Origin of the sequence: Bacillus sp. ABP14 (genome assembly GCF_001831375.1) — a bacterium.
GTDB classification, from domain to species: Bacteria; Bacillota; Bacilli; order Bacillales; family Bacillaceae_G; genus Bacillus_A; species Bacillus_A paranthracis.
In genome coordinates, this window is record NZ_CP017016.1 from 5,029,525 (window position 1) to 5,055,095 (window position 25,571).

At 36.1% G+C, this 25,571-nt stretch carries 27 protein-coding genes and 1 riboswitch; of the genes, 11 read left to right on the plus strand and 16 right to left on the minus strand.

All coding sequences use genetic code 11. From position 1 onward, the window contains the following. Window positions 1-74: 74 nt before the first annotated feature. The 4 genes from hemQ to gerQ all read left to right on the plus strand — a co-directional run bounded on the left by hemQ (window position 75) and on the right by gerQ (window position 3,497). A complete protein-coding gene (gene hemQ / locus BGI23_RS26250) occupies window positions 75-818 on the plus strand; it encodes a hydrogen peroxide-dependent heme synthase (protein ID WP_001287585.1) in 744 nt (247 codons plus the stop codon). A gap of 347 nt (window positions 819-1,165) precedes the next feature. Further along, window positions 1,166-2,443 (plus strand): serine hydrolase, encoded by a 1,278-nt coding sequence (locus BGI23_RS26255; protein ID WP_172801699.1) that lies wholly within the window; start codon window positions 1,166-1,168, stop codon window positions 2,441-2,443. A 175-nt stretch (window positions 2,444-2,618) separates the two neighbouring features. Continuing rightward, a complete protein-coding gene (gene cwlJ, locus BGI23_RS26260) occupies window positions 2,619-3,041 on the plus strand; it encodes a cell wall hydrolase CwlJ (RefSeq protein ID WP_070807243.1) in 423 nt (140 codons plus the stop codon). 27 nt (window positions 3,042-3,068) lie between these two features. Next, window positions 3,069-3,497: a spore coat protein GerQ gene (gerQ, locus tag BGI23_RS26265; protein WP_000068648.1), complete on the plus strand. Its 429-nt coding sequence runs from the start codon at window positions 3,069-3,071 to the stop codon at window positions 3,495-3,497. A 29-nt stretch (window positions 3,498-3,526) separates the two neighbouring features. Here gerQ and BGI23_RS26270 read toward each other — a convergent pair whose 3' ends face one another. The 3 genes from BGI23_RS26270 to BGI23_RS26280 all read right to left on the minus strand — a co-directional run bounded on the left by BGI23_RS26270 (window position 3,527) and on the right by BGI23_RS26280 (window position 5,243). Next, a complete protein-coding gene (locus tag BGI23_RS26270) occupies window positions 3,527-3,895 on the minus strand; it encodes a DUF423 domain-containing protein (RefSeq protein ID WP_000688322.1) in 369 nt (122 codons plus the stop codon). Between the two features lie 64 nt (window positions 3,896-3,959). After that, the gene (locus BGI23_RS26275; RefSeq protein WP_070807244.1) at window positions 3,960-4,244 is read right to left on the minus strand and encodes a YwdI family protein; all 285 of its coding nucleotides are present in this window, start codon (window positions 4,242-4,244) and stop codon (window positions 3,960-3,962) included. Between the two features lie 6 nt (window positions 4,245-4,250). Next, on the minus strand, window positions 4,251-5,243 hold the full coding sequence (locus BGI23_RS26280) for a potassium channel family protein (protein ID WP_000994000.1): 993 nt from the start codon (window positions 5,241-5,243) through the stop codon (window positions 4,251-4,253). A gap of 95 nt (window positions 5,244-5,338) precedes the next feature. On the opposite strand from BGI23_RS26280, the gene BGI23_RS26285 reads away from it, so the two are divergent. The 3 genes from BGI23_RS26285 to BGI23_RS26295 all read left to right on the plus strand — a co-directional run bounded on the left by BGI23_RS26285 (window position 5,339) and on the right by BGI23_RS26295 (window position 8,185). Next, window positions 5,339-6,622 carry a purine/pyrimidine permease gene (locus tag BGI23_RS26285; protein WP_044791896.1) on the plus strand — a complete coding sequence of 428 codons (1,284 nt, stop codon included), beginning with the start codon at window positions 5,339-5,341 and terminating at the stop codon, window positions 6,620-6,622. 236 nt (window positions 6,623-6,858) lie between these two features. After that, complete coding sequence (locus BGI23_RS26290; protein ID WP_070807245.1) at window positions 6,859-7,680, plus strand: Cof-type HAD-IIB family hydrolase; 822 nt, start codon at window positions 6,859-6,861, stop codon at window positions 7,678-7,680. A gap of 211 nt (window positions 7,681-7,891) precedes the next feature. Next, window positions 7,892-8,185 carry a DUF3817 domain-containing protein gene (locus BGI23_RS26295; RefSeq protein WP_000953390.1) on the plus strand — a complete coding sequence of 98 codons (294 nt, stop codon included), beginning with the start codon at window positions 7,892-7,894 and terminating at the stop codon, window positions 8,183-8,185. 38 nt (window positions 8,186-8,223) lie between these two features. Here the strand turns inward: BGI23_RS26295 and BGI23_RS26300 are convergent, their stop codons facing one another. Genes BGI23_RS26300 through BGI23_RS26320 form a run of 5 tightly spaced genes read right to left on the minus strand, consistent with a single transcriptional unit; the run spans window position 8,224 to window position 12,689 of the window. Beyond that, entirely contained in the window at window positions 8,224-8,901 is a 678-nt protein-coding gene (locus tag BGI23_RS26300; protein ID WP_000432538.1) for a uracil-DNA glycosylase, read from the minus strand. Window positions 8,902-8,920: 19 nt separating this feature from the next. Continuing rightward, window positions 8,921-9,913, minus strand: coding sequence for an ABC transporter permease subunit (locus BGI23_RS26305; RefSeq protein ID WP_001206495.1), 993 nt, complete (start codon window positions 9,911-9,913; stop codon window positions 8,921-8,923). After that, entirely contained in the window at window positions 9,906-10,823 is a 918-nt protein-coding gene (locus BGI23_RS26310; protein ID WP_000207715.1) for an ABC transporter ATP-binding protein, read from the minus strand. Before BGI23_RS26310 ends, BGI23_RS26305 begins: the two co-directional genes overlap by 8 nt. Beyond that, the gene (locus tag BGI23_RS26315; RefSeq protein WP_130983674.1) at window positions 10,820-11,701 is read right to left on the minus strand and encodes an SGNH/GDSL hydrolase family protein; all 882 of its coding nucleotides are present in this window, start codon (window positions 11,699-11,701) and stop codon (window positions 10,820-10,822) included. Before BGI23_RS26315 ends, BGI23_RS26310 begins: the two co-directional genes overlap by 4 nt. Window positions 11,702-11,711: 10 nt before the next feature. Next, on the minus strand, window positions 11,712-12,689 hold the full coding sequence (locus tag BGI23_RS26320; RefSeq protein WP_070807246.1) for a LacI family DNA-binding transcriptional regulator: 978 nt from the start codon (window positions 12,687-12,689) through the stop codon (window positions 11,712-11,714). Between the two features lie 99 nt (window positions 12,690-12,788). On the opposite strand from BGI23_RS26320, the gene BGI23_RS26325 reads away from it, so the two are divergent. Beyond that, window positions 12,789-13,415, plus strand: coding sequence for a YczE/YyaS/YitT family protein (locus BGI23_RS26325; protein ID WP_070807247.1), 627 nt, complete (start codon window positions 12,789-12,791; stop codon window positions 13,413-13,415). Between the two features lie 23 nt (window positions 13,416-13,438). On the opposite strand, the gene BGI23_RS26330 is transcribed toward BGI23_RS26325, so the two are convergent. The 3 genes from BGI23_RS26330 to BGI23_RS26340 all read right to left on the minus strand — a co-directional run bounded on the left by BGI23_RS26330 (window position 13,439) and on the right by BGI23_RS26340 (window position 17,063). Next, window positions 13,439-14,734 carry a homoserine dehydrogenase gene (locus tag BGI23_RS26330; protein WP_000659112.1) on the minus strand — a complete coding sequence of 432 codons (1,296 nt, stop codon included), beginning with the start codon at window positions 14,732-14,734 and terminating at the stop codon, window positions 13,439-13,441. Between the two features lie 141 nt (window positions 14,735-14,875). Continuing rightward, a complete protein-coding gene (metA, locus tag BGI23_RS26335; RefSeq protein ID WP_001121522.1) occupies window positions 14,876-15,781 on the minus strand; it encodes a homoserine O-acetyltransferase MetA in 906 nt (301 codons plus the stop codon). Further along, window positions 15,765-17,063: a bifunctional O-acetylhomoserine aminocarboxypropyltransferase/cysteine synthase gene (locus BGI23_RS26340; protein ID WP_000504758.1), complete on the minus strand. Its 1,299-nt coding sequence runs from the start codon at window positions 17,061-17,063 to the stop codon at window positions 15,765-15,767. The genes metA and BGI23_RS26340 overlap by 17 nt, the downstream gene beginning before the upstream one ends. A gap of 92 nt (window positions 17,064-17,155) precedes the next feature. Next, window positions 17,156-17,260, minus strand: a riboswitch (SAM riboswitch). Between the two features lie 315 nt (window positions 17,261-17,575). On the opposite strand from BGI23_RS26340, the gene BGI23_RS26345 reads away from it, so the two are divergent. Further along, window positions 17,576-18,808 carry a chloride channel protein gene (locus BGI23_RS26345; RefSeq protein WP_070807248.1) on the plus strand — a complete coding sequence of 411 codons (1,233 nt, stop codon included), beginning with the start codon at window positions 17,576-17,578 and terminating at the stop codon, window positions 18,806-18,808. A gap of 40 nt (window positions 18,809-18,848) precedes the next feature. Here the strand turns inward: BGI23_RS26345 and BGI23_RS26350 are convergent, their stop codons facing one another. Then, window positions 18,849-19,544 carry a YjjG family noncanonical pyrimidine nucleotidase gene (locus BGI23_RS26350; protein ID WP_070807249.1) on the minus strand — a complete coding sequence of 232 codons (696 nt, stop codon included), beginning with the start codon at window positions 19,542-19,544 and terminating at the stop codon, window positions 18,849-18,851. Window positions 19,545-19,650: 106 nt separating this feature from the next. Between BGI23_RS26350 and BGI23_RS26355 the strand changes: the two genes are divergently transcribed. Further along, window positions 19,651-20,322, plus strand: coding sequence for a transcriptional regulator YeiL (locus BGI23_RS26355; protein WP_070807250.1), 672 nt, complete (start codon window positions 19,651-19,653; stop codon window positions 20,320-20,322). Between the two features lie 61 nt (window positions 20,323-20,383). On the opposite strand, the gene BGI23_RS26360 is transcribed toward BGI23_RS26355, so the two are convergent. The 3 genes from BGI23_RS26360 to BGI23_RS26370 all read right to left on the minus strand — a co-directional run bounded on the left by BGI23_RS26360 (window position 20,384) and on the right by BGI23_RS26370 (window position 23,441). Continuing rightward, window positions 20,384-21,010: an FMN-dependent NADH-azoreductase gene (locus BGI23_RS26360; RefSeq protein WP_000170050.1), complete on the minus strand. Its 627-nt coding sequence runs from the start codon at window positions 21,008-21,010 to the stop codon at window positions 20,384-20,386. Between the two features lie 191 nt (window positions 21,011-21,201). Further along, window positions 21,202-21,849, minus strand: coding sequence for a response regulator (locus BGI23_RS26365; RefSeq protein ID WP_000695783.1), 648 nt, complete (start codon window positions 21,847-21,849; stop codon window positions 21,202-21,204). 20 nt (window positions 21,850-21,869) lie between these two features. Continuing rightward, entirely contained in the window at window positions 21,870-23,441 is a 1,572-nt protein-coding gene (locus BGI23_RS26370) for a GAF domain-containing sensor histidine kinase (protein WP_070807251.1), read from the minus strand. Window positions 23,442-23,576: 135 nt separating this feature from the next. Here BGI23_RS26370 and pdxK point away from each other — a divergent pair, with 135 nt between their 5' ends. Next, on the plus strand, window positions 23,577-24,401 hold the full coding sequence (pdxK, locus tag BGI23_RS26375; protein ID WP_000174249.1) for a pyridoxine/pyridoxal/pyridoxamine kinase: 825 nt from the start codon (window positions 23,577-23,579) through the stop codon (window positions 24,399-24,401). Window positions 24,402-24,485: 84 nt separating this feature from the next. On the opposite strand, the gene BGI23_RS26380 is transcribed toward pdxK, so the two are convergent. Next, a complete protein-coding gene (locus tag BGI23_RS26380) occupies window positions 24,486-25,541 on the minus strand; it encodes a GGDEF domain-containing protein (protein WP_070807252.1) in 1,056 nt (351 codons plus the stop codon). Window positions 25,542-25,571: the final 30 nt, after the last annotated feature.

Here is a 25,571-nt window from a genome sequence, read left to right on the forward strand (position 1 = left end):
TTTTATATAGATGATTTTAAAACTATATATGCTATAGTTAACGTGTAAAACTATCATTAACTGAGGTGAATAGAATGAGTGAAGCAACAACAACGTTAGATGGCTGGTATTGTTTACATGATTTACGTTCTATTGATTGGGCTGCATGGAAAACATTATCTAGCGACGAACGCGGACAAGCTGTGTCTGAATTTTTAAATGTCGTTGAAAAATGGAACGACGTAGCTGCTGCAAAAAAGGGCAGTCACGCAATGTATACAGTTGTTGGCCAAAAAGCTGATATTATGCTTATGATTTTACGTCCAACAATGGAAGAGTTAAATGAAATTGAGACAGAATTGAATAAAACAACTTTAGCTGAATATATGGTTCCTGCATACTCTTACGTATCTGTTGTTGAACTAAGCAACTACCTTCCAGCTGATGAAGATCCATACCAAAATCCACAAATCTTAGCTCGCTTATATCCTGAGTTACCGAAAGCAAATCATATTTGCTTCTATCCAATGGACAAGCGTCGCCAAGGTGATGACAACTGGTACATGCTTCCGATGGAGGAACGTAAGAAAATGATGTACAGTCATAGTAAAATTGGTCGCCAGTATGCAGGTAAAGTACGCCAAGTTATTTCAGGATCTGTTGGATTCGACGATTTTGAGTGGGGCGTAACATTATTCGCTGACGATGTTCTTCAATTTAAAAAGCTTATATATGAAATGCGCTTCGATGAAGTAAGTGCTCGTTATGGTGAATTCGGAACATTTTTCGTCGGAAACATTTTACCAGACGAAAAGGTAGAGAAATTTTTACACATATAAAGTGAAACTTTAATCAGTGGGGATTTTGTTCATTCCCACTGATTATTAGTTGAACCAATCGGGCTTTTACGGGCAGTTGATCGCCTACCTAACTTCCTTGCTTTTGCTTAATTTTGAGGTGGGGATCTTACTGCCCGTTAATGCGGGGTAAATCGTGAAAAAGGAACGAAATTCGTTCCTTTTTTTATTCCCCTCTATATTTCTCCTCAAAAAACTTCTTTTTTCCGCAAATTTGAACAAAAATCGACAAACCTCTTTTAAATACCTTACAAAATTGTAACCTTTCTATATCCAAATTTATGCTAAAATGGTACGAGCTATATGCTAATAACGATGCGAAGGTGATAATGTATATGAAGAAAATCTTGTCTATTTTACTAGCGTTTCTATTGTCAATTTATTCCTTAGGAGTAACAACATCCCATGCGGAAGAAAAAATACACATTGAGGCAGCTGCTGCACTTCTATTTGATGCAGATACAGGAAAAATACTGCATGAACAAAATCCAGATGAATTACTAGCTATCGCTAGTATGTCAAAATTAATTGTTGTTTATGCCGTGTTAGAAGCAATTAAAGAAGGAAAAATCACTTGGGATACAAGGGTAAATATTTCCGATTACGCTTATGAAGTTTCACGTAATAATGAATTCTCTAACGTGCCGTTCGAGAAAGGACGTCAATATACTGTAAGAGAACTATATCATTCTATCGTTATCTTCTCTGCAAACGGATCTAGTATTGCCTTAGCAGAACTTCTTGCAGGAAGTGAGAAAAACTTCTTAAATCTTGCAAATGAACATGCAAAAAAACTAGGGTTAAAGAAATATAAATTTGTAAACGCTACTGGTTTAAATAACGCTGACTTAAAAGGAAAACATCCTGAGGGTACTGATCCAAATGCAGAAAACTCTATGTCAGCTCGCGATATGGGTATACTTTCAAAAGCAATGATTACAAAGTATCCAGAAATGCTAGAGGATACAAAACAAAGATTTAGAAACTTCCCAGATAATCATCCGAAACCAATTCGTATGGAAAACTGGAACTGGATGTTACCAGGAGCTGCTTTCGCTTATGAAGGTACTGATGGTTTAAAAACCGGAAGTTCTGATACAGCTGGGTACGGATTTACTATTACTGCTAAACGTGGTGATGTACGTCTTATTTCGGTTATTATTAAAACAAAATCAATGGACGAGCGCTTCACGGAATCTCGTGAGTTAATCGAATACGGGTTTAATAACTTCGAAAAACAAAAACTAAAGGTCGATAAAAACAATACACTCTCTGTAGTACAAGGGAAAGAAGACCAAGTCACTGTTGCACCGGAAAAAGAAATAACCGTAATTGCGAAAAAAGGTAGCAAAGATCCTTATAAAATTGGAACTGAAGTTGATAAATCTCTTGCTGAAGATGGTCATTTAGTTGCTCCTATTAAGAAAGGTGCCAAAGTAGGATCGATTACTTTAGAATCAACTGATAAATATGGTTTCTTAGACGGTAGTAAAAGTATGAAAGTTACCGCAAAAACGACAGAAGAAGTTGAAAAAGCAAACTGGTTTGTGTTATCAATGCGCTCTATTGGAGATTTCTTCTCAAACTTATGGTCTAAAGTATTTTAATGATGAAAAGCTAGCTCACGCTAGCTTTTTTTATATTCCCCTCTCAATGTAAAACTTCGTTTGGTTGTCATATCTGAGTCCTTTTTCTCATACGTATGAACTAGTAATTGTTACACACTTCATCTAGAGATAAACCTCTTTCCAAAAGGTATTCCAAAAACAGAGGTGACACATAATGGGCGTTATCGCGTATAACGAAGAAGATGTAAAGTTATTAGCTAGACTGATGCGTGCTGAAGCTGAAGGAGAAGGTCAACAGGGAATGTTGATGGTCGGAAACGTTGGAGTAAATCGTGTCCGCGGAAATTGTTTAGATTTTAAAAGTATTCGTAATTTACGTCAAATGGTCTATCAAAACCCTGGCGGTTTTGAAGCAACACAAAAAGGTTATTTTTATCAGCGTGCGAGAGAACAAGATATCGCCTTAGCAAGGCGAACGATTCAAGGTCAACGTTTCTGGCCTGCCAACTTTGCCTTATGGTTTTTTAGGCCTGAAGGTGCATGTCCACCAACTTGGTATAACCAGCAAAACTCTGGTCGCTTCAAGAAGCACTGCTTCTTCCAGCCAAATGCTGGGGATTGCCCTAGCATATATTAAGGAATGAAAACAAGGAGGGATTTTTAAATGGCACAGCAACAAAATCCGTATTACGGAACAGGTTTCTATCAACCATCTGGAACTTATGTACAACCGCAACAAATGACCCCACAGCAACAGCAACAACAGCAAGCAATGCAACAACAAGCTGCGCAAGCTCAATATGCTGTTTCTCAAGGTATGTTACCTCTAGAACAGTCATATATTGAAAATATTCTCCGCTTGAACAAAGGCAAGCAAGCCACAGTTGTAATGACTTATGAACGTGGTAGCTCACTTGGTACACAATCGTACACGGGTATTATCGAAGCTGCTGGTCGTGATCATATTGTAATTAGTGAGCCACAATCAGGGAAACGTTATTTACTACTAATGATTTACTTAGATTATGTGGAATTCCCAGAAGAAATTACGTATTTACCTAGTCAACAAGCTACTTATGCTCCAAGACCATAAAAAAAGCTGGCATATGCCAGCTTTTGTTTTTATAACCCTTTTACAACTGCAGTTCCGACTAAGATCCATGCCACAATAAACGCCACACCACCAAGAGGTGTAATTGGGCCAAAGAACTTAATACCCGTCGTACTTAATGCATACAAACTACCTGAAAACATAATAATCCCGGCTACCATAAGCCAGCCAGCAGTAGTTAAAAGTGATGATTGAATTTTATCCATCAATAAAGCAACTACAAATAGTCCACCTGCATGAAACATTTGATATGTAACACCTGTTTTCCAAACCTCTAACATTTTTGCAGAAACTTTATTTTCTAAACCGTGTGCTCCGAAAGCCCCTAACGCAACAGATAGCCCCGCTGCAATACAACCTAGTAAAAAGAAAATTTTCATCTTAATTCCCCTTTTTTACTTTTATCATAAGCAATTTTTTCATATAAGCCAAACGATTTATCCTCTAAAAATCAAATAAAGAATTACCGTTTGCATCACTTTCTTTTATATATACTGGCTCATTAGAAACCGGTGCAATTGGTTGCATCGTGATTGGTTTTGATCCAATTATTTGTGATTGAATTTGCGGCTCTCTATACGTAGAAGATTCAACTTGCTCATCTAATAATAAATCACATAAAGCACGCACAACTAATACATGTTCTTTTGATTTTTGTCCTTCACTACTTTTTGCCTTTGCAATTTCATTCGCCATTTTATTTAAAATCTTATCGCTTGATATTTGCATCCCTTATCACCTCGTACTTTGTAGTTCTTTCTCAAATTGTCCCAGCTTCTCTACTGAACCAAATACTATTATCATATCATGTTCTTGCAACTTTTCCTGCCCCGTTGGATTATGTATAACATTCCCATTTCTCAAAATCGCTAAAATTGTTACATCAAATTGATTTCTAACATCGCTCTCTAATAATGATTTATTAGCTAAAATAGAGCCCTCACCGACTGCAATTTCTTCAATTACAAATGACTGCTCCACGCCATACAGTACTGTATCAATATAATGAACTGTTAGCGGATTCGCAATACCTTTTGCAATATGAATCCCTGCCATACTAGATGGATTAATCACCTTATTTGCACCAGCCCTCTTTAATTTGTCTTCGGTTTCTGGTTTTTCTGCTCTTGCCACAATTTTAATTGCATCGTTTAATCCTCTTGCAGTTAACGTAATAAATACATTTTCAGCGTCATTTGCTACGATAGCAACTAAACCAGCTGCCTTTGAAATCCCAGCATGATGTAACACTTGGTCTTCTGTTGCATCTCCATGTACATATAAAAGCTTTTCCTTCTCTAATATGCTTTCATCCTTATCCACGACGACAAATGGAATTTTCTTTTCTTGCAATTCATGTACAACTTGAAGCCCTACTCTACCGCAACCACATACGATAATATGATTTTGTAACTGTGCTATTTGTTTATCCATCTTCTTCCTCCGTACTGCATGAAATAGGTTCCCTTCAATAATCATAGCTGCCACTACACCGATTGCATACGTAACGATACCGACTCCAATCGGTATGATAAGGAGCGCAAAAACTTTTCCTGCCTGTGTTACAGGAATGGCATCTCCGTATCCAACAGTTAATACAGTAATCATCGTCATCCAAAATGCTTGAAACAAACTAATCTCTTCAATCGTCATAAATCCTAGCGTTCCTAAAATTACAACAAAAGTCATACATATAACTGCTATCCATAATTGCTTACGTGCATTCATATCATGTTTCAACTCTTTTCTCTATCTACAATCTTTGCCAGTGGAAATGAAATACATATATACTAGATACGGAATCTATGAAAGAGGTTGATATAATGAAAACATTTCTTTCCGCCTTACAATGGGCACTATTTATTTTAGCTGGGAGTCTTATTGTACCAATTAGCGTCGCAACTAGTTATGGTCTTGATGGCGCTGAAGCTATCGCATTCGTACAAAGAACATTATTTGTTCTAGGCTTTGCTGGTCTACTGCAAGCTATATTTGGGCATAAACTTCCTATTCAAGAAGGTCCTGCTGGCCTTTGGTGGGGAATTTTCTCCCTATATGCAAGTTTGGGTGTCGTATTATTTGGATCAAACAATGAGACACTTAAAGTTCTTCAATATGCTTTCTTATTAAGCGGTATCATTTGTATTATTCTTAGCGTTTTTGGACTTATTGATAAACTCGTTCGCTATTTTACACCGACAGTCATTGGAACGTACTTATTTCTTCTTGTTGCACAACTTAGTGGTTCCTTCTTAAAAGGAATGTTCGGCCTGGATGGAAAACATACAGAAGTACAACCTAACGTATTTATTCTTTCACTCATTGTTATTTTACTATCCTTTTTCATCATGAAGCTACCTATTATCGGACAATATTCTGTTCTTTTCAGTATCGTCTGTGGCTGGATATTATTCGCATGCTTCGGATTATCTAATCCAATAACACCAGTGACAGATATAATCCGTTTTCCATCCCTATTTGTTTTCGGAATGCCTCGTGTTGAATGGAACATGGTAATTACGGTCATTTTCGTTACACTCTTACTTCTAACAAATATGTTAGCAAGTATTCGCGTTGTACAAAAGGTTGTCTCTAAATATGAAGAAAATGCTGCATCAGATCGTTTTAAACAGGCCGGTATTATAACAGGAATCAATCAATTACTAGGCGGCCTGTTTTCGGCTATCGGACCTGTCGCTATTTCTGGATCAGCAGGTTTTATTGCAACGACTAATATTTATAAACGCCTCCCATTTATATTAGGGTCAAGCTTTATTATTGTCGTTAGTATATTCCCAAAGATCACTTCATTCTTTGCGGCAATCCCAGTTGCAGTTGGTTATGCTGCCATTTATCCTGTATTTGCAAGCATGATCGGTCTCGCCTTTCGAGAATACGAAACGGTACAGGATAAAGAACGATTATTTAAAGTAGCAGGTCTGTCAATCTTCACAGGAATTGGGGTTATGTTCGTTCCAGCAGAAGCATATTCCACGCTTCCACCATTTCTAGCTTCATTCCTAAGTAATGGTCTCGTTCTTGGGGCTGTAATGGCAATCTTACTAGAAATACTATTTTCTCGTTCGACAACAAAACAAGTATCGTAAATTGGAAAACTTCCATTATTGTACTCTATCTTTAGAGTTGTTACGATAATGGTAAAGTGAAAACTAATTAGGCATTAGCGGTATAAATTATCATGGGCAGCACGCTCATGGTAATTTATACTATCAATATAGAACTTCTCCTAATTTCACATAAAGAAGTTCGATGTCTTACTATATATTCCCCAATATCTTCATAAAACTTTATTTCTATTTCAACAAAGAGAGGAATTTTCAATATGACTTATAAAATGATTGTTTTAGATTTAGATGATACTTTATTACGCGATGACCATACTATTTCACCTCGTACGAAAGAGGCTCTAATGACTGCACAAGAGCAAGGTGTAAAAGTTGTACTTGCTTCTGGGCGCCCAACATTCGCAATGCGTGCAATCGCAAAAGAATTACATTTAGAAGAATACGGTAGCTTCATCCTTTCCTTTAATGGCGCAAAAATTATTAACTGTAAAACAGATGAAGAGTTATTCAGTAGTACGTTATCCCCTGAAATCGTTCACAGTCTATACGATATTAGTAAAGAAGAAAATGTATGGATTCACACATACATTGGCGACGATATTATCACTGAAAAAAACAACTCTTATACTGAAATTGAAGGTCAAATTACGGGTATGCCAATCGTAGAAGTAAATAACCTGAAAGAATCTGTACAACAACCAGTTGTAAAAGTATTGATGGTAGAAAATCCAGAACATTTACAAACGGTAGAATCAAAACTACAACACCAACTAGAAGGACAATTAAGCGTTATGCGTTCTAAACCATTCTTCTTAGAATTTACTGAAGCCGGTGTTACAAAAGGAACGAGCTTAAACCAATTAATCCAAAAACTTGGCATTAAGCGCGAAGAAGTTATCGCAATGGGCGATAGCTATAACGATCAGGCGATGATTGAATTCGCCGGTCTTGGTGTTGCAATGGGCAATGCACCTGATGATATTAAGGAAATTGCAAACTATGTAACAGATACAAATATGAACGATGGTGTAGCAAAGGTTGTAGAGAAGTTCGTACTAAAAAAAGAAGCACTTGTTTAATATTTCCACTCATAAAACCTATTTGAAGTCAAACACTTCAAATAGGTTTTTATTTAAATTACCATGCTTTTGTGACTATATTTTGAACTTTACACTATTCTCGTAGTGTAAAGTTTCTTTTTGTATATAATGAAACAAAATAGACTATTTTATTTTAAAAAAGAATACAAATTTACTATAAACAAGCATACGTTAAGGGAGGCTATTTTACATGTTATCTACACCAATCGGACGATTAAGAGCAATTGGACTTATTGAGGGGATTTCTTTTCTACTACTATTATTTGTAGCAATGCCATTAAAATATTTCGCAGGATTTGCAACAGCTGTTAAAATTACAGGCATGGCTCACGGTGTTTTATTTATTTTATTTATCTTCGCAGTAATTCAAGTAACAATCGTACACCGTAAATCAATTTTATGGGCACTTGGGGCATTCGTTTCATCAGTTATCCCATTTGGCACGTTTGTACTAGATGCAAAATTAAAGAACGAGCAACAATAATGAAAAGGTAGTTAACGACTGTTAACTACCTTTTTTATTTACAAATTTGGAATTTCCCAATCAATTTCCCTCTCGCCCATATTAGCTAAAATCGTATTTACTTTAGAGTATGGCTTACTTCCGAAGAAACCACGTCTTGCTGATAGTGGGCTTGGATGTACAGATTCGATAATGTGGTGCTTCGTATTTGTAATTAATTTTTTCTTCGCCTGTGCATGGCGTCCCCACAATATGAAAATAACTGGCTTTTCACGTTCATTTAATAGCTCAATTACGCGATCTGTGAAATGCTCCCATCCTTTTCCCTTATGAGAATTTGCTTCACCTTGTCGAACTGTTAATACAGTATTTAATAATAAAACGCCTTGCTCTGCCCACTTTACTAAATAACCGTTATTTGGAATATCATACCCATATTCATCTCGAAGTTCTTTATACATATTTAACAACGACGGTGGCGTTTTAATACCGGGTTGCACAGAAAAGCTTAAACCATGCGCTTGATTCGGTCCATGATATGGATCTTGTCCTAAAATAACGACCTTTGTATTTTCATAACTTGTATACTCTAGAGCGTTAAAAATATCTTCTTTCTTTGGGTAAACAACATGTGTACTGTACTCTTCTTTCAAAAAACCAGCTAGCTTACGATAATATTCTTTCTCAAATTCTGGTGCCAATAATGGCCCCCAATCATTTTTTAAAACATTTTCCATGCTTTCACTTCCCGTCTAATTAATTCACCATATCCTGTTTTGTAAATACTACAAATGAAATGATAAGGGAAACAACTGCCCAAACCGTTAAATTCATTAAAGAAAACTCCATCGATAAACCTTGTAATGCAGGTAGTTTTCCTGATAGATAATCTGTTAATGATAAATTCACACTAAAAATATATTTCGCACCTTCCCAAGATGTTGCGAACGAGCTTAAAATACCGCCTGCAATTAATGCAGCTAGCATAACGCCCATACCAGCTGGTGTATTACGAATTAAAACAGAGACCATAAATGATATAGTTCCGACAACGATAGCAACAAACCAGGCTAGTCCATACGCCATTAGGATGTATTGCCACTGCGGAATAAGATGTACAAAATTCGTATTTAACGTTTCCTTATCAATAACAAATCCAGTTAAAACAGGTAAATTCCATCCCGAGTATCCAAATACAAGCCCTGATAATACGTAAGCAAACACACCTACAAGGAGCAGTATGAGCGAAATGAAAAATAACATCGTTACGTATTTACTAAGGAGTATTTTCCAGCGCCGAATCGGCCGCGTAAGTAACATCTTCATCGTTCCATCACTTCGTTCTCCTGAAACAATATCAATGGCGACAATCATTACGAGAAGTGGAATAAATAATGTAATTCCTTGCTCAATAAACGCCCTTACAAAAGTTGGTGCGCCCGGTGCCATCGGGTTAATATCATGATCTAAATAATATTGTTGCTGCTCAACTCTTACCTTTAACCAATCACGCCATTCTTCTGGCAACCTAGAATTGTTCAAACGGTTTTGAGAATCAACGATTTGTTGCTGCAGCGAAACTTTCCAATCCGTTGTACCTAGCCTTTTTTGTGTTGTTTCTATTTCACGATACTGCGCATACACGAAGAGCGGGATTAAGATTGCTAAAATAAGCATAACAACAAAAATACGCTTCTTACGATAAATCTTCTCCGATTCGTTTAAAACTAGATTCGCAAATTCACGCATGCTGCTCACCCCTTGTGAGTTCAATAAATAAATCTTCTAGCGTAAATACAAGTTCCTTAACACTATGTACATCTATCCCGTTTTCTACAAAATGTTTATTCCAATTACTTATAGATGCGATATTCATGCGGCATAGTAATCGATCACCTTCTATACTCACTTCTCTTACTTCCTCAGCATCTTCTAGCATATCTTTTGCCTTCCCAATCGGCGTAACAATCCATTCTACGCGGTCACTTGCTGTTTTAATTAATTCTTCAACCTTGGCAACTGTTATCATCTTTCCTTTATGAATAATAGCAACGCGATCGCATATCATTTGCACTTCACTTAGCAAATGACTTGAAATAAACACGCTCATATTTTCTTCTTTCACAAGCTTATGTATAAATTCCCTAAGTTCCCTAATCCCTGCTGGATCTAAACCATTCGTTGGCTCATCTAATATGAGCAATTTTGGATTCCCAAGGAGCGCCTGCGCAATTCCAAGTCGTTGTTTCATACCAAGTGAGTACGTTTTTACCTTGTCATGAATTCTTTCATCCAAATGAACCATTTCAGCAATTTCAATAATACGTTCATCTGATATATCACCTAACATACGAGCAAATTGCTTTAAATTTTCCCATCCCGTTAAATATGTATACAACTCTGGGTTTTCAACGATACTCCCAATTTGACGCATCGCTTCTCTAAAATTTTCCTTAATCGAATAACCACCGATAGAAATCGTACCTTCTGTCGCCTTAATCAATCCGACTAACATTCGAATGGTAGTCGTCTTTCCAGCACCATTTGGTCCTAAGAACCCGAACACTTCTCCTTGCTTTACATCAAAGGAAATATTCTCTACAAGAGTCTTCTTTCCAATTACCTTCTTCAAGTCTCGTACGGAAAGTATCGTCGTCATTTTACCCCTCCTTGTTCTAGTTTTAATTTACTTGCTACATTTTGAACTAATCGGTCCGCCATATATGTATACCCTACTTCATTCGGATGAAAATGATCGGAGTATAATAAATCTTTCCCACGGTTTTGGAATAAATCAAATGTCGGTGTAATATACACATTTTTATTATTTATCGCCAATTTTTCTAAAGATGCATTCCAGTCTACAACAATGTTTGAAGACCCTTTTAAATCTTCTACATCTTCAAAAGGATTATATAAACCTAGCCAAAAAATTGGGCTATCTGTATTTAACTTACGAACTTCTTCTATAATTTTCTTCGCTTCATTTTGGAATGTTTCTGTATCAGGACGGTATGTTTCTAAATCTATCTTTCCAAGCGAGTCCCAACCTGGAAATAAATCATTTCCTCCAATCGTTAAAACGATTACATCTGCTTGCTTAATTGAATATTGAGCGCCACTACTCTCAATTTGTTTTAATAAGTCAGGCATTTTCGCACCACTAACCGCTAAGTTAGTTAAAGCAACCTTTTGCTTATAATCTTTTTGTAAATCTTCTTTCATCCGTCCAACATAACCAATTCCTTCTTTATCACCAACACCGCGTGTTAATGAATCACCTAAACTAACGATTTGTAATGTTCCCGTTTTCTTTTTCTCTTTTGCCACTACATCGGTCTTTTTAATTAAATTTGAAGCTTTCGGATTTAATACATCATTTACACCTGAAACAAAGCCATATGCAAATAAACAGAAAGATGCAATTGTAATGAGTAGAATTACTTTTACTACTTTTGATCTCATATCAAAACCCCTTTTAGTCCCCATAGATTGTCCATAATTATACCAAACGCAATTTTGAAAAGCGATTTTCATACCTTATCTATTATGTTGTTTCCCTTTGTACGAATTCTGGCAATAACTCTACGTGCTTTACATCTATTTGCTCATCATTAATCTTTTCATATAATAATTCAAATGCCTTCACGCCAACATTTTTACTAGAATATGAAATCGTCGTAATACCTAAAATGTCTGCTACATCTTGATCATCACAACCGATAATCGTAACATCTTCTGGAATACGAATTCTTTGTTTTTTCGCCTCCGTTACCATTCCCGCTGCAATATGGTTACAAGATACAAGAAACGCAGTTGGCTTTACTGACATACAGGCCCATTCCCTAATTACATTACGCCCGTCTTCCACTGTAAAACAGCCTTTAAACTTCCAGGTCTCTAACGGTGTTACAGCAATCTGTTGAAGTGAATCCGCATATGCTTGTTTTCTTCTCTGGCTATTAATGCTATTACTTCTTCCAATGCAATAACCAATACGTGTATGACCGGCATCTATTAAGCTTTTCATCCCTTGTGAAAACACTTTATAGTAATCAACATGTACACTTGAAATGTAGTTTGAATCTATTTCCTCACACATAATAATTGGACCAAATTTCGTATATTCTTCAAGCTTTTCCTTACTATTTGTTCGGGAACATATAATAACCCCATCAAGCTTTTTCATTTTTAACATATTCAAAATTTCTAATTCTCTTTCCTCGCTATAATTCGTCTGACAAAGCATCATATTATAATTATTCTTTGCTGTTTCCTTTGATATTCCTTCAATAATAGCGCTATAATATTGATCATTTACGTGTGGTAATAAAACGCCAATTACATTCGTTTTTCCTTTCACTAAATGAATTGCATTCACATTTTGCGTATAATTTAACTCTTCTATAATCGCTAAAATTTCTTTTCGCTTCTGTTCATTCACATATGGATGATGATTTAGTACACGTGAAACAGTTGAAACAGATACCCCAGCAAGCTCAGCAATCTTTCTTATATTCGTCATCTCATTTTCCCCTTCCCTGCAAAAAATTCTCCCTTGACCTGGTAAGCTTTCCACAATATATCCTTTCCTAGCAAATACATTTTGAAAGGATATACAACTATGCTTCGATTCAAATTAGAACATATATTTTTCATTAGCGGTCTACTCATTCTCGCCATCGGCATTAATATGATGACGACAATTACTTCCTTTGGACTTAGCCCTTATGATTCCTTCTTTATTGCACTATATCAAAATTTCGGGATAAGTATCGGTTTTTGGATTTTCATGATTAACTTTGCTTTTACCCTTATCGTACTCTTTTGGAATAAAAAACAAATTACGATCGGTACAATTGTAACAATGGTTCTTATTTCTCTTTTTGTTGATTGGATCGGTTCCATTACAACTATTATGGACGCTATCCGTTCTCTTCCAAAATATATAACACTTATTTGCGGAAATCTATTCGTTGGAGCTGGAATTGGTCTTTACGTCTCTACAAATCTTTGCGCAGCACCTCAAGAAGCCTTCGTTTTAACAGTTGCTGAGAAAAAGAAATGGACATTTAGAAGAACGGAAATTTCGTTAGCATTCTTATTTTTAACATTAAGCTTCTTATTAGATGGACCTATCTATTTTGGGACAATCATTTTATCCTTTACAACAGGCTGGATTATACAAGCATTTATTCAAGTTGGTACGCACATTTTAAATAGAAAAAAACCTATTAAGCAAGCCGCTTAATAGGTTTTTTATTAGTGGAGATACTACTTTGCATCCCCTTCAATTCGATAGTTTGCTTTCAAACAATCTATTTCTTCATAACCTTGCAACGTATGTAGAATATAATCATAATCAGCAAGAGAAGCACGATGCGTTACAATTACAATTTCAGCTTTTCCTTTCTCTTCAAGTGGCATTTGAATAATTTTTTCAAAGCTAACACCACGCTCAGAGAATAACGAAGTAATTTTTGCAAATACACCAATTTCATCTTTCACATGAAGTCTTAAAAATTTCTTCACAACAATTTCGTCTGGCTCTTTTAATACTTTTTGATATTGCGGGACTACAGCACTATTTCCTGTTACCCCTAATCTAATATTTTGCATTACAGCTACTAAATCAGAAACAACAGCGGTTGCTGTCGGTAAACTTCCTGCACCTGGTCCATAAAACATCGTTTCTCCAACTGCTTCACCATACACATATACAGCGTTATATTCATTTTGCACGGCCGCAAGAGGATGTGTATTTGGAAGTAAAGTCGGTTCAACTGTAACCTCTAATTTTTCACCATCTCGCTTCGCAAGACCGATTAGTTTAATCGTGTAACCTAAACTCTTACTGTATTCGATATCTTCCTCTGTAATAGAAGTAATCCCTTTTACCTTGACATCTCCAAGCTCTACATTTGTAGAGAAACCAAGGGTAGCCAAAATTGTCATTTTTCTTGCTGCATCTAAACCTTCTACATCTGATGTTGGATCCGCTTCTGCAAATCCAAGTTGCTGGGCTTCTTTTAACACGTCGTTATATGCTCTCCCTTCATCTGACATTTTCGTCAAAATAAAATTTGTCGTTCCATTTACAATTCCCATTACTTTCGTAATAAGATCTGAAGAAAGTCCCTCTACAATACTTCGTAAAATCGGAATCCCTCCGGCTACACTTGCTTCATAAAACAAATCTGCTTTATTATCTTTTGCTACCGCTAATAGTTCCGCTCCATGTAACGCCATTAAATCTTTATTAGCAGTCACAACATGCTTCCCGCTTTGTAAAGCTTGCAAAATATATGCTTTTGCATCATCAATGCCACCCATTACTTCGATGACAACGTCGATGTTTGGATTGTCTAAAATTTCATTTGCATTTTGCGTTAATAGAGTAGAAGGTACCTCTACTTCTCTCTCTTTTTCAATATTTTGTACTAGCACTTTCGTTACTTTTACAGGACAACCTACTTGGTGTATAAGTCGCTCTTGGTGATCTGTAATGATACGAACTACACCGCTACCAACTGTCCCAAGACCTAATAAGCCAACTTGAATTTCTTTCATAATACTGTCCACCCCTCAAAAATTGTGTTTAGATGAAATTATATGAGCAAAAAATCTGAAAAACAATGTTTTTAGAACATTCGGAAAAATAAAAGTTAATCTTTACAAAGAAAACGTTGCCACGTGCGACACAATCTTTTTTTATAATACATAAGGGGTTTCTTGATACACGTAATAATTTAGCCAATTAGAGAATAATAGATTTCCATGGCTTCTCCACCTTACAAGCGGCTTCTCATTTGGATTATCATGCTTAAAATAGTTTTTCGGCACATCAATATTTAACCCTTTGTCACGATCTCGTTCGTATTCTTGCTTTAACGTATCACAACTATATTCACTATGACCGAGCGCAAACACTTGTCTTCCTTCCTGCCCAATAACAAGATGAACGCCCGCTTCCTCAGAGTTGGCTAATAACGTTAACTCCTTCACTTCTCTAATGTCACTCTCTCGTACTTCCGTATGACGAGAATGCGGGGCAAAAAATAACTCATCAAACCCTTGTAACAATTTCACATGTTGCTCACGAACTTCATGTTCAAATACACCAAACATTTTTTCCTTAAGAGGATACTTTTGAACGCCATAATGATGATACAAACCAGCCTGTGCCCCCCAGCAAATATGAAGCGTAGATGTTACATTCGTTTTTGAATACTCCATAATACGTTTAAGCTCTTCCCAATAATCTACCTCTTCAAAAGAAAGGGTTTCAACTGGTGCTCCTGTAATAATGAGTCCATCAAATTTCTCATTCTCAATATCACGGAATGTTTTATAGAAACTCGTTAAATGTTCCTGTGCAACATTACGAGACAAATGCGATTCCATATGAAGTAAATGAACATCTAATTGCAACGGTGTATTTCCAATTAAACGAAGTAATTGCGCTTCTGTTTCTTGCTTTGTAGGCATTAAATTTAATATAGCAATTTTCAATGCCCGGATATCTTGTGTTTCTGCTCGCTCTTTTGTCATTACAAAAATATTTTCCTCCTGCAACACTTTGCGAGCTGGCAAATCTTTATCAATTATGATCGGCATGTTGTTTGCCTCCGACTAACGCTGCTTCTAAATCGGCAATAATATCCGAAACATCTTCTATACCAACCGATAAACGAATTAAATCTGATGTGACGCCAGCTAAGCGCTGATCTTCAGCACTTAATTGTCTATGCGTTGTACTAGCGGGATGTATAACGCAAGTTCGCGCATCAGCTACATGTGTTACGAGAGTTGCTAGTTTTACATTTGCGATAAATTCTTTCGCTGCTTCTAATCCTCCCTTAATGCCGAATGTTAAAACACCACTAGCACCTTTCTTCAAATACTTTTGTGCTAACGAATAATTTTCATTACTATCTAATCCCGGATAATTCACCCATTCAATACGATCGTGGTTAGCAAGCCACTTAGCAACTGCAAGAGCATTTTCACTATGACGCTCCATTCGTAAATGCAATGTTTCTAAGCCGATATTGCTAATATACGCATTAAATGGGCTCATACAGTTTCCGTAGTCCCTTAATAATTGAACACGTGCCTTCACAATATAAGCTGCTGCACCAAAATTTTGAACGTAACTTACGCCGTGATAACTTGGATCCGGTTCAACTAGTTCAGGATATTTCCCGTTTGTCCAATCGAAGTTCCCTCCGTCAATTACAATGCCACCTAACGAACTTGCATGACCATCAATATATTTCGTCGTAGAATGAACGATAATATTTGCTCCATGTTCAAATGCTTGGCATAAATAAGGAGTTGCTAATGTATTATCCACGATAAAAGGTACTTCCAACTCTTTCGCTGCATCTGAAAGTTCTTTGAAATTTAAAACGTTCATCGCCGGATTTCCTAGCGATTCTGCATAAACGAGTTTCGTCTTATCATTAGCAAGGGCCACAATTTCATCAGCAGTTAAATTCGGATTAAAGAATGTAACATCGATACCAAGTTTACGCAAACTCACTCCAAATAAATTAAACGTCCCGCCATAAACTGTGGAAGAACAAAGCAAGTGGTCTCCGCTACTACAAATATTTAAAACAGCAAGCATAATAGCAGCCTGCCCAGAGGCCGTTGCAACAGCTCCTACACCGCCTTCTAAATCCGCCAGCTTTTGCTCAAATGCAGCTAAAGTAGGATTACCAATACGCGTATATATATATCCTTCTGCCTCTAAATTAAATAACGCTGCTAAATCATCCGAAGTATCGTATTTATACGTTGTACTTTGATAAAGCGGTAAAACACGCGGTTCTCCATTCTTTGGCGTATAGCCACCTTGCACACAAATCGTTCCTTTCCCCCATGATTCTCCCATTTCTCATTCTCCTTTCTTTTATACAAAATAAAAAACTGCCCCTTTCCTGAAAACAAGAAAGGAGCAGTTTGAAAACACGCTCTAAAGGCTCTTTCTTATCTTTCAGGATTATTACCTGCAGGATTTGGCACAATTCCGTTATACGGCTGTTGCCAAGGTTTCATCGGGCCTGTCCCTCCACCTTTTCTTGATAAGACTATGCAATTACCGTTGATTTTATAGCAATAATTTCCTAATGTCAATTAGTTTTTCTGAATGTTCTAAATTAAATACAAAGAATTTGACATGCATAACAAAAGAAATATATTCCATATCCATTTGAAAAAGACCTTTTAAAACCTACGATTACTATATAGAATTAAGTAAGTGGTTTAACTGTATACATTTCAAATTCTCACGAGACCCCAATATATTGAATAAGCCAACCTCTCAAAAAGATACTATACATATTCATTTCACAGTAGCATATTTAATCCTTTCGACATTACAACTTACATTAACGGAGGTATAACATGACAAACATAAAGGACATGCACTATATACTCGTCCTATACGGCATTCTTTTAGGCTCTATAGTAGGAGCAACAGTCTGGTTATTTTTAGTTACAATAAATATCGGCATTCACTTTATTTGGGAATACTTACCTACTATTTTCGCTTCTCCCCCTTACTACACTATTTGCGTCACAACTATCGGTGGTATTCTCGTTGGTTTAACTCAAAAGTATTTCGGTACATATCCACGTCTTATGCCAGAAGTGATGGGTGAATATAAAAAAACAGGTAGAATTGAATACCGCTTTGTACATAAAGCTACTTTAACTGCGATTATCGTTTTAATCTTTGGAGCCAGTTTAGGTCCCGAGGCAGCACTTGTTGGCATTATCGGTGGACTTTGTACATGGGTAGGGGATCGTTTTACATTCGCATTAAAGGGGATGAATGAACTAACAGAGGTTGGAATTGGTGCTACTTTAAGCGTAATTTTTAACGCGCCATTATTCGGTTATTTAGCTCCAAATGAAAATGAGGGTGACCAAATTAACGAATTTTCTAAAGGAAAAAAAGCAATTGTATATTTAGCTACTACTTTCGCTGGTTTTTCCATTTATTTATTACTTAGTAAATTCGATAATCGCGGATCCTTTATCGTTGATTTCGGAGAAGGTTCTCTTTCTCTTAACGAATGGATTGCCTTTCTCCCACTTGCTAGTATTGGCGCTATAGTTGGATTCTTTTATTTCAAATTAGAATTCACATTAGAGAAATTACTCCATCCCTTAAAAGAATACAAACTATCACTTGGTATTATCGGTGGTATTTTATTAGGAATTACAGGAACTTTTCTCCCGTACACGTTATTTTCAGGAGAACACCAATTAAAAGATTTAGTTGTTGAATGGAACCACTTATCCTTCTGGGTATTACTTCTTTCAGGAGTTTTAAAATTATGCATTACTGCCGTTTGTTTAAATACAGGTTGGCGCGGCGGACATATTTTCCCAATCATATTTGCTGGATCTAGTATCGGATATGCTATAGCTTCCATTATCCCGATAGATCCAATCGCTTCGGTAGCCATCGTAACGACAGCAATTTCAAGCTATGCATTAAGAAAACCAATTGCTATAACATTACTATTACTCATGTTTTTCCCGCTCAATTTACTCTTACCGATGCTTGGAGCGGCAGCGATTGGCAATGCATTTCCACTTCCTAAAAACAACGAAGCTACAAACGAATAAAAATAGGCAGTAGGGACAAAAGTTCCACTGCCTATTTTTATTACACATGTTGCTTCAATAGTGCGTGTAATTCCTCAAAATTTTGCACTTCATACGTTGGCACAATCTCGCTATGATTGGATTTTTTTTCTGGATTAAACCAACAAGTATCAATTCCCGCTACATATCCACCTTTCATATCAGCGCTTAACGAATCCCCAATAATGAGCCCTTCTTCAGGAGCAAAATTAGGAATCCTTTCAAAAACATAATCAAAATACTCTTTCATCGGCTTTTGATAACCTGTATCTTCAGAAACGAAAATATCTTGAAACAAGGCATGTAACCCTGCATTACGTAATCGTTTATCTTGCGTCTTAGAAATACCGTTTGTCACTATATATAAATCGTACTCACTTTGAATTTGATTTATAAATTGTAAAGCACCTTCCATGAGCTGATTTCCTTCTTCTAAGTAACTGCGATAATTATTTTCGAATAATATCCCATCTACTTCTTCCCCGTATTCTTTAAACAAAATTGAAAATCGTGTATTTACAACTTCATCACGATTTATTTCACCTTCTTCAAAAGCAGTCCAAAGACTTTTATTAATTTTTTTATATTGCGCTTCAATCTCGCTAGTTAGAGACATCCCTTTCTCTTCAAAAAGCATACGTAATGCCGATTTTTCTGCCTTTTGAAAATCCAACAATGTATCATCTACATCGAATAATAATGTTTTATATTTTTTCATAAGCCCTTCACACTCTCTTTTCTACAAAAACAAATTTACGTAAATCGTATCATTCTTTCTTGTAAAAATAATAGGAGATATCTCATACTAAATATGAGGTGAAAACATGAAAGTCAGCAGAAATAGCGAAGAAATCTCTCATTACATACAAACTTACAAATTCCATACTCTTTTTTCTTTTGATATCTTACCGTATGCTGAACTACATTCCTTTCAGAAGAGAGAAAAGATATGTAATGAAGGGGTCGATGTTCCTTATCTTTATTACTTAATTTCTGGGAAAGCAAAAATATATATGAGTCACAAAAACGGAAAGGTCTCCTTGATTAACTTTATTCAGGCACCTTCGTTCATTGGGGAATTAGGATTAATTGGCGTAGAATCCATTACGAAAACGGTGGAAGTAATTGAAGAGTGTATATGCTTAGCGCTTCCTCTTAAAGATTGTCAGCATCTTTTGTTACAAGATGCTACCTTTCTACAGAAACTATGCAAATTTATCGGTGAGAAAACCATTACCCGAACAGAAAGTTATGCTAAAAATAATAGTTATCCGTTCGAAAATCGATTAGCGGCGTTTATTCTATTAACAGAACAAAATAACAGTTATATAGAAAAACATACTGAGGTTTCGGAATACTTAAATGTTAGCTACCGTCACCTTTTATATGTATTAAACCAATTTTGCCAACAAAATTACTTAAAGAAAGATGGAAGAACCTATTACATACAAGATCGAATTCAGTTAGAAAAACTAGCTGACGAACTTAAAATATAAAAAAGTAGCATTAACGTTTATCTGTTAATGCTACTTTTTTGAGTGACGATTCTATTTTCAATTAAAATTTACTTGCTACTTTAGCTGCTTCTTCAAGACCAGCTGTAATGATTTCTTCTGCTTTATCTGGGAATTGGTTATGTCCTTCAATAACTACTGTTTCCATGTTTGTTGCGCCGAAGAAGCCCATCATGCTTGCTACATATTTAACAGCCATTTCTACTTCTGCTGCTGGACCTTCAGAATATACACCGCCGCGCGCGTTTAATAATGCAATCTTCTTATCTCCAATTAGACCAACTGGACCTTCTGGCGTATATTTAAACGTTTTACCAGCACGGTTTAAATAATCAATATATGTGTGTAGTACAGCTGGAATCGTTAAGTTCCATAATGGGAAACCGAAAACGACTTTATCAGCTTCTAGGAATTGATTTAAATACTTATCAGCAACTGCTACTGCTTTTGCTTCCTCTTCAGTTAAATCAAACCCTTTACCAGCTTTGAATGTACCATTAATCATATCTACGCCTACATATGGTAATTCTTCTTTATATAAATCAAGTTCTACTACTGTATCGTTTGGATGCGCTTCTTTGTAACTTGCTAAAAACGCTTCATATAATTTTACACTAACTGCTTGTTCCGCTGGACGGTTGTTTGCTTTTACGAATAAAACTTTTGTCATTATGTTTTCCTCCTAGTACTAACTCTTCTGTTGTTATATGCTTTCAAAAAAGGTATCCCTTGTAATTGTTGTTTTGTTGCTTACAAACATATTTTATCTTTATATCAAGACAATTTCGTCCTCACATAGACGTATTTTTCCATAAAAAAAGTCCACCTTCTAAAGGCGAACTAGGTCTTACGACTTTCGTCTTATACAATTCCATTTTTTACTGCATATAATGCCGCTTGCGTGCGATCAGATAAATGCAACTTACTCAAAATACTACTTACATGAGCTTTTACTGTTTTTTCTGTAATAACTAAAACAGAAGCGATTTCTTTATTACTCATCCCTTTCGCTAATAGCTGCAATACTTCATTTTCTCTCGCTGTTAACACATCCACTTGAATAGAAGGCTCTTCTTCCTTTTCTTCTACAGGTAATGTTTGAGAGAGAAGAGCATTTGCTATATCAGGATGTAATTGAATATTACCTTTATATGCACTTCGAATAGCCTCAACAAGCTGATCCGGTTCTACATCTTTTAAAATATACCCGCTTGCTCCAGCCCTTAATGCTGGTAACACATGCGCCTGATCAGAAAAGCTAGTTAATACAATTACTTTCACATCCGGATATTCTTTTTTAATACACGCTGTCGCCTCAACACCATCCATTTCGGGCATATATAAATCCATTAGTACAACATCAGGATTCGTCTCCCCTACTTTCATTAGTGCCTCTTTCCCATTACTTGCTTCTCCAACTAACTCTATATCTTCCTGTGTACTTAAGAAAAATGCTAATCCTTTTAAAACGACTGTATGATCATCAACTAACAATACTTTTATTTTCACAAACTTCCCTCATTTTCACATCATAATGGTACGTTTACTTTTACACTTGTCCTTTTCTTATCACTTACAATTTTAATTGTTCCACCGACTAATTCTACTCTTTCTCGCATCGTAGTCATGCCAAGTGATTTCTTCTCTTTTATATCCTTTTCTACGAAGCCGGTTCCTTGATCGACTATTTCTAATGATACATTCTTCTCCGTCACTTTGAAATAAATCGTCGCTTCTCTAACATTTGCATGCTTACTTACATTATTTAAAGCTTCTTGTCCAATTCTCCATAGCGCTTCCTCTACTACGCGTGGCAAATCACGGACACCTGTAACTTGTTCTCGAATTTTCAATCCCAAACTTTCACCATATTGCTTTAAAGCTGGTAATAATCCTTTCTCCAAACCCGCTGGACGTAATTGCCAAATTAACGTCCTCATTTCTTTTAAAGCTCCTTGTGCTAGTTCACGCATGTCATGCAAAGATCGATCCACTTTTTCGTTTTGACCTTTTAAAACCGCCTCAGCGCCTTTGGTCATAAAGGTTAACGAAAATAACTTTTGTGAAACAGAGTCATGTAAGTCCCTTGCTAATCGATTTCTTTCTTCCATTCGTACGAGTTCACGTCGTTGCTCATTTAACCTTAAATTTTCTATCACGAAAGAAATATGATTTGTTATTGCTTGAAGTACATCTAACGTATTTACATCAAATTCACCATTATTTGAACTAACACATAAAACACCAAATATGTGAGTTTGAATCTGTATTGGGGTGGCGATAACCGTCCTATTAGAGGCAATCTTATGACTGATTTGATCGTTTAATAAAATAGGTTCACCTTTTTCTAACGCTTCTTTCGCTGCTTCTTTTATATCCTCCTGCCATTCTTCCTGGCAATAAGATGCCCGCAAGGATAATTCTTTCTCTTCCCTAATAAAGAACGCGACTTGATTCCACTGAAACACTTCACCTAATTGATCTACAACTTTTTCAGGTAATATATTAAATTGATGAATCGTTCTTAAAACTTGAATGAACCGTTCTAATTTCACATAATAATGCGCTCTTCGCTTTTCATTTTCATATAACTTTGCTCGTTTTAAAGCCGTTCCAATTTGGAAGGCAACTGATTGAAGCAATACTAATTCTTCTTCTGAAAAATGTGTTTTACCTGGGCTTGCCACATTTAACAAACCAAATTTCTCTCCCCCAGCCTTTAAAGGAACAGTAGCATGATGAAGAATTCCTTCTGTATCTCCCCAATTATATTCAATTGAATTATTAATTCTTTTACATTCAATAATATTAACAGCTCGCTCTAGTTTTCCTTCCACAAAGCCACGTAAACACCAACATTCCCCTTCACACATCGGGCGTTTGTTTTCATATGTAAGTGCCTCTGGTAATTGATAATCAATTAATTTTGTATATCTACCATTTTCATCAGCAAGAAATATCCATCCTGTCGTTAAACCTGTTACACTAAGTAATTTTTCTAGCACTGCTTGCAATACATGGTATGTATCATTTGATGTATTTAGCGTTTCTGCAATTTCTTTTAATATAACTAATTCATTTGTACGATTCTCTTGAAACATAATTCGTCTCCTACATACAAGATTTTACATAGTTCCTAACATAAATCATCTACTTTTCACTTTGTACTTATTCATAACATTGATATAATGGTGAAAACATAGTTTTCATTATATCACCTGAGGGGGCTTTTCATAATGACATTAAATAAAGCACTTACTATAGCTGGTTCTGACACAAGTGGCGGTGCTGGTATACAAGCAGATTTAAAAACATTCCAAGAACTTGGTGTATACGGAATGACATCACTTACGACAATCGTAACGATGGATCCACATAACGGTTGGGCCCATAACGTATTCCCAATCCCAGCTTCTACATTAAAACCACAATTAGAAACGACAATTGAGGGCGTTGGCGTAGATGCTTTAAAAACAGGTATGCTTGGATCGGTAGAAATTATTGAAATGGTTGCAGAAACAATCGAAAAACATAATTTCAAAAATGTAGTAGTTGACCCTGTTATGGTATGTAAAGGTGCTGATGAAGCATTACACCCTGAAACGAATGATTGCTTACGTGACGTTCTTGTTCCAAAGGCATTAGTTGTAACACCAAATTTATTTGAAGCTTACCAATTAAGTGGCGTAAAGATTAATTCTCTTGAAGACATGAAAGAAGCAGCGAAAAAGATCCACGCTTTAGGTGCGAAATACGTCCTAATTAAAGGCGGTAGCAAGCTTGGTACCGAAACTGCAATCGACGTCCTATATGATGGAGAGACATTCGACATTCTAGAATCAGAAAAAATTGATACGACAAATACACACGGCGCAGGTTGCACATATTCTGCTGCAATTACAGCAGAACTTGCAAAAGGAAAACCTGTGAAAGAAGCAGTAAAAACTGCTAAAGAATTTATCACAGCTGCTATCCGTTATTCATTCAAGATCAACGAATACGTAGGCCCAACACATCACGGTGCATATCGTAAATTCGTTGTATCAAAAGAGCTTGTCTAACCTATAAATAAAAACACCCACAGAGTGTGTATTTTCCCTCCCTGTGGGTGTTTTTATTTATAAGCTCTTCTGGTCATCTTATCTTTAAGATGCAGAACTAACCTGATTTCTACCATTTCTTTTGGAGTAATATAATGCATCATCAGCAGCTTGAATAAATTGCTCTGGTGATTGTTCATATACTGAAATCCCTACTGAAACTGTAATTTTTATTTTTGTTCCATCTAACAATTGGAATGAATGTTTTTCAACAGCTGCGCGAACTTTTTCCCCCATACGCATTCCGTAAGCTAATCCCTTCTGCGGTATAAGAAGCGCGAACTCCTCTCCACCCTTTCGAAAAGCCAAATCTGGAAACGTTGAAACTTCTCGTAAAATACGCCCTATTTGTTTTAATACTTCATCTCCTGCAGGATGCCCGTACGTATCGTTTACAGACTTAAAATGATCAATATCTATAAGTAGTAAACAAAGTGAATCATTTTTCATGCGCTTATTACCAATATGATGATTCATTTCTAAATCAAACTGCCTTACGTTTCCTAACCCTGTCAATGCATCTATCGTTGCATATTGCTTCATCTTTTGAAATAACTCATTGGATTGCAATACATAATTCGCGCTTATAAATGTGATATATGCTGCAACACTACTACAAACTAAATATAATGCTACTATAAACATATCCTTAAACAGCATAGAAAGTGGCACCGCTAAAATAAATAAACTATATACATTAAACCAGGTCCATCTTGTAAACATAGAAACTTTCATCCGCCAAATGAAAGTAACCCCAATACCTATCAATACAATAGTATAACAAGCCAATTCAGAGGCTAAAGAGTACTCGGTTAAAAATAATCGGGTAATTAAAATAATCGTAACTGTTATACTACTAGCTATCGGCCCTCCGATTATAATTGCCAAAATAACTGCTAAATAACGTAGATCCAACATAATATTTTCAATATGTACACCAAAATACATCAACAGTACACTTAATATTCCAGTAAGAATACCTACTACACATTTCTGCCAAAAAGAGAACCCTTCTTCTAACGGTTTATCTCTTAAAAGCTGACCTCCAATAAAAATAAAGGAAAGAATAATGGTTGTGTTTACAAATAAGTCCCTTAACATAAAATAATCTCCCTACTTTTCTATCTATCC

Excerpts from the sequence above, each read along its gene's own strand:
- hemQ (WP_001287585.1), top strand. The coding sequence starts at position 75 with ATGAGTGAAGCAACAACAACGTTAGATGGCTGGTATTGTTTACATGAT.
- BGI23_RS26255 (WP_172801699.1), top strand. The coding sequence starts at position 1,166 with ATGTATATGAAGAAAATCTTGTCTATTTTACTAGCGTTTCTATTGTCA.
- cwlJ (WP_070807243.1), top strand. The coding sequence starts at position 2,619 with ATGGGCGTTATCGCGTATAACGAAGAAGATGTAAAGTTATTAGCTAGA.
- gerQ (WP_000068648.1), top strand. The coding sequence starts at position 3,069 with ATGGCACAGCAACAAAATCCGTATTACGGAACAGGTTTCTATCAACCA.
- BGI23_RS26270 (WP_000688322.1), bottom strand. The coding sequence starts at position 3,895 with ATGAAAATTTTCTTTTTACTAGGTTGTATTGCAGCGGGGCTATCTGTT.
- BGI23_RS26275 (WP_070807244.1), bottom strand. The coding sequence starts at position 4,244 with ATGCAAATATCAAGCGATAAGATTTTAAATAAAATGGCGAATGAAATT.
- BGI23_RS26280 (WP_000994000.1), bottom strand. The coding sequence starts at position 5,243 with ATGAATGCACGTAAGCAATTATGGATAGCAGTTATATGTATGACTTTT.
- BGI23_RS26285 (WP_044791896.1), top strand. The coding sequence starts at position 5,339 with ATGAAAACATTTCTTTCCGCCTTACAATGGGCACTATTTATTTTAGCT.
- BGI23_RS26290 (WP_070807245.1), top strand. The coding sequence starts at position 6,859 with ATGACTTATAAAATGATTGTTTTAGATTTAGATGATACTTTATTACGC.
- BGI23_RS26295 (WP_000953390.1), top strand. The coding sequence starts at position 7,892 with ATGTTATCTACACCAATCGGACGATTAAGAGCAATTGGACTTATTGAG.
- BGI23_RS26300 (WP_000432538.1), bottom strand. The coding sequence starts at position 8,901 with ATGGAAAATGTTTTAAAAAATGATTGGGGGCCATTATTGGCACCAGAA.
- BGI23_RS26305 (WP_001206495.1), bottom strand. The coding sequence starts at position 9,913 with ATGCGTGAATTTGCGAATCTAGTTTTAAACGAATCGGAGAAGATTTAT.
- BGI23_RS26310 (WP_000207715.1), bottom strand. The coding sequence starts at position 10,823 with ATGACGACGATACTTTCCGTACGAGACTTGAAGAAGGTAATTGGAAAG.
- BGI23_RS26315 (WP_130983674.1), bottom strand. The coding sequence starts at position 11,701 with ATGAAAATCGCTTTTCAAAATTGCGTTTGGTATAATTATGGACAATCT.
- BGI23_RS26320 (WP_070807246.1), bottom strand. The coding sequence starts at position 12,689 with ATGACGAATATAAGAAAGATTGCTGAGCTTGCTGGGGTATCTGTTTCA.
- BGI23_RS26325 (WP_070807247.1), top strand. The coding sequence starts at position 12,789 with ATGCTTCGATTCAAATTAGAACATATATTTTTCATTAGCGGTCTACTC.
- BGI23_RS26330 (WP_000659112.1), bottom strand. The coding sequence starts at position 14,734 with ATGAAAGAAATTCAAGTTGGCTTATTAGGTCTTGGGACAGTTGGTAGC.
- metA (WP_001121522.1), bottom strand. The coding sequence starts at position 15,781 with ATGCCGATCATAATTGATAAAGATTTGCCAGCTCGCAAAGTGTTGCAG.
- BGI23_RS26340 (WP_000504758.1), bottom strand. The coding sequence starts at position 17,063 with ATGGGAGAATCATGGGGGAAAGGAACGATTTGTGTGCAAGGTGGCTAT.
- BGI23_RS26345 (WP_070807248.1), top strand. The coding sequence starts at position 17,576 with ATGACAAACATAAAGGACATGCACTATATACTCGTCCTATACGGCATT.
- BGI23_RS26350 (WP_070807249.1), bottom strand. The coding sequence starts at position 19,544 with ATGAAAAAATATAAAACATTATTATTCGATGTAGATGATACATTGTTG.
- BGI23_RS26355 (WP_070807250.1), top strand. The coding sequence starts at position 19,651 with ATGAAAGTCAGCAGAAATAGCGAAGAAATCTCTCATTACATACAAACT.
- BGI23_RS26360 (WP_000170050.1), bottom strand. The coding sequence starts at position 21,010 with ATGACAAAAGTTTTATTCGTAAAAGCAAACAACCGTCCAGCGGAACAA.
- BGI23_RS26370 (WP_070807251.1), bottom strand. The coding sequence starts at position 23,441 with ATGTTTCAAGAGAATCGTACAAATGAATTAGTTATATTAAAAGAAATT.
- pdxK (WP_000174249.1), top strand. The coding sequence starts at position 23,577 with ATGACATTAAATAAAGCACTTACTATAGCTGGTTCTGACACAAGTGGC.
- BGI23_RS26380 (WP_070807252.1), bottom strand. The coding sequence starts at position 25,541 with ATGTTAAGGGACTTATTTGTAAACACAACCATTATTCTTTCCTTTATT.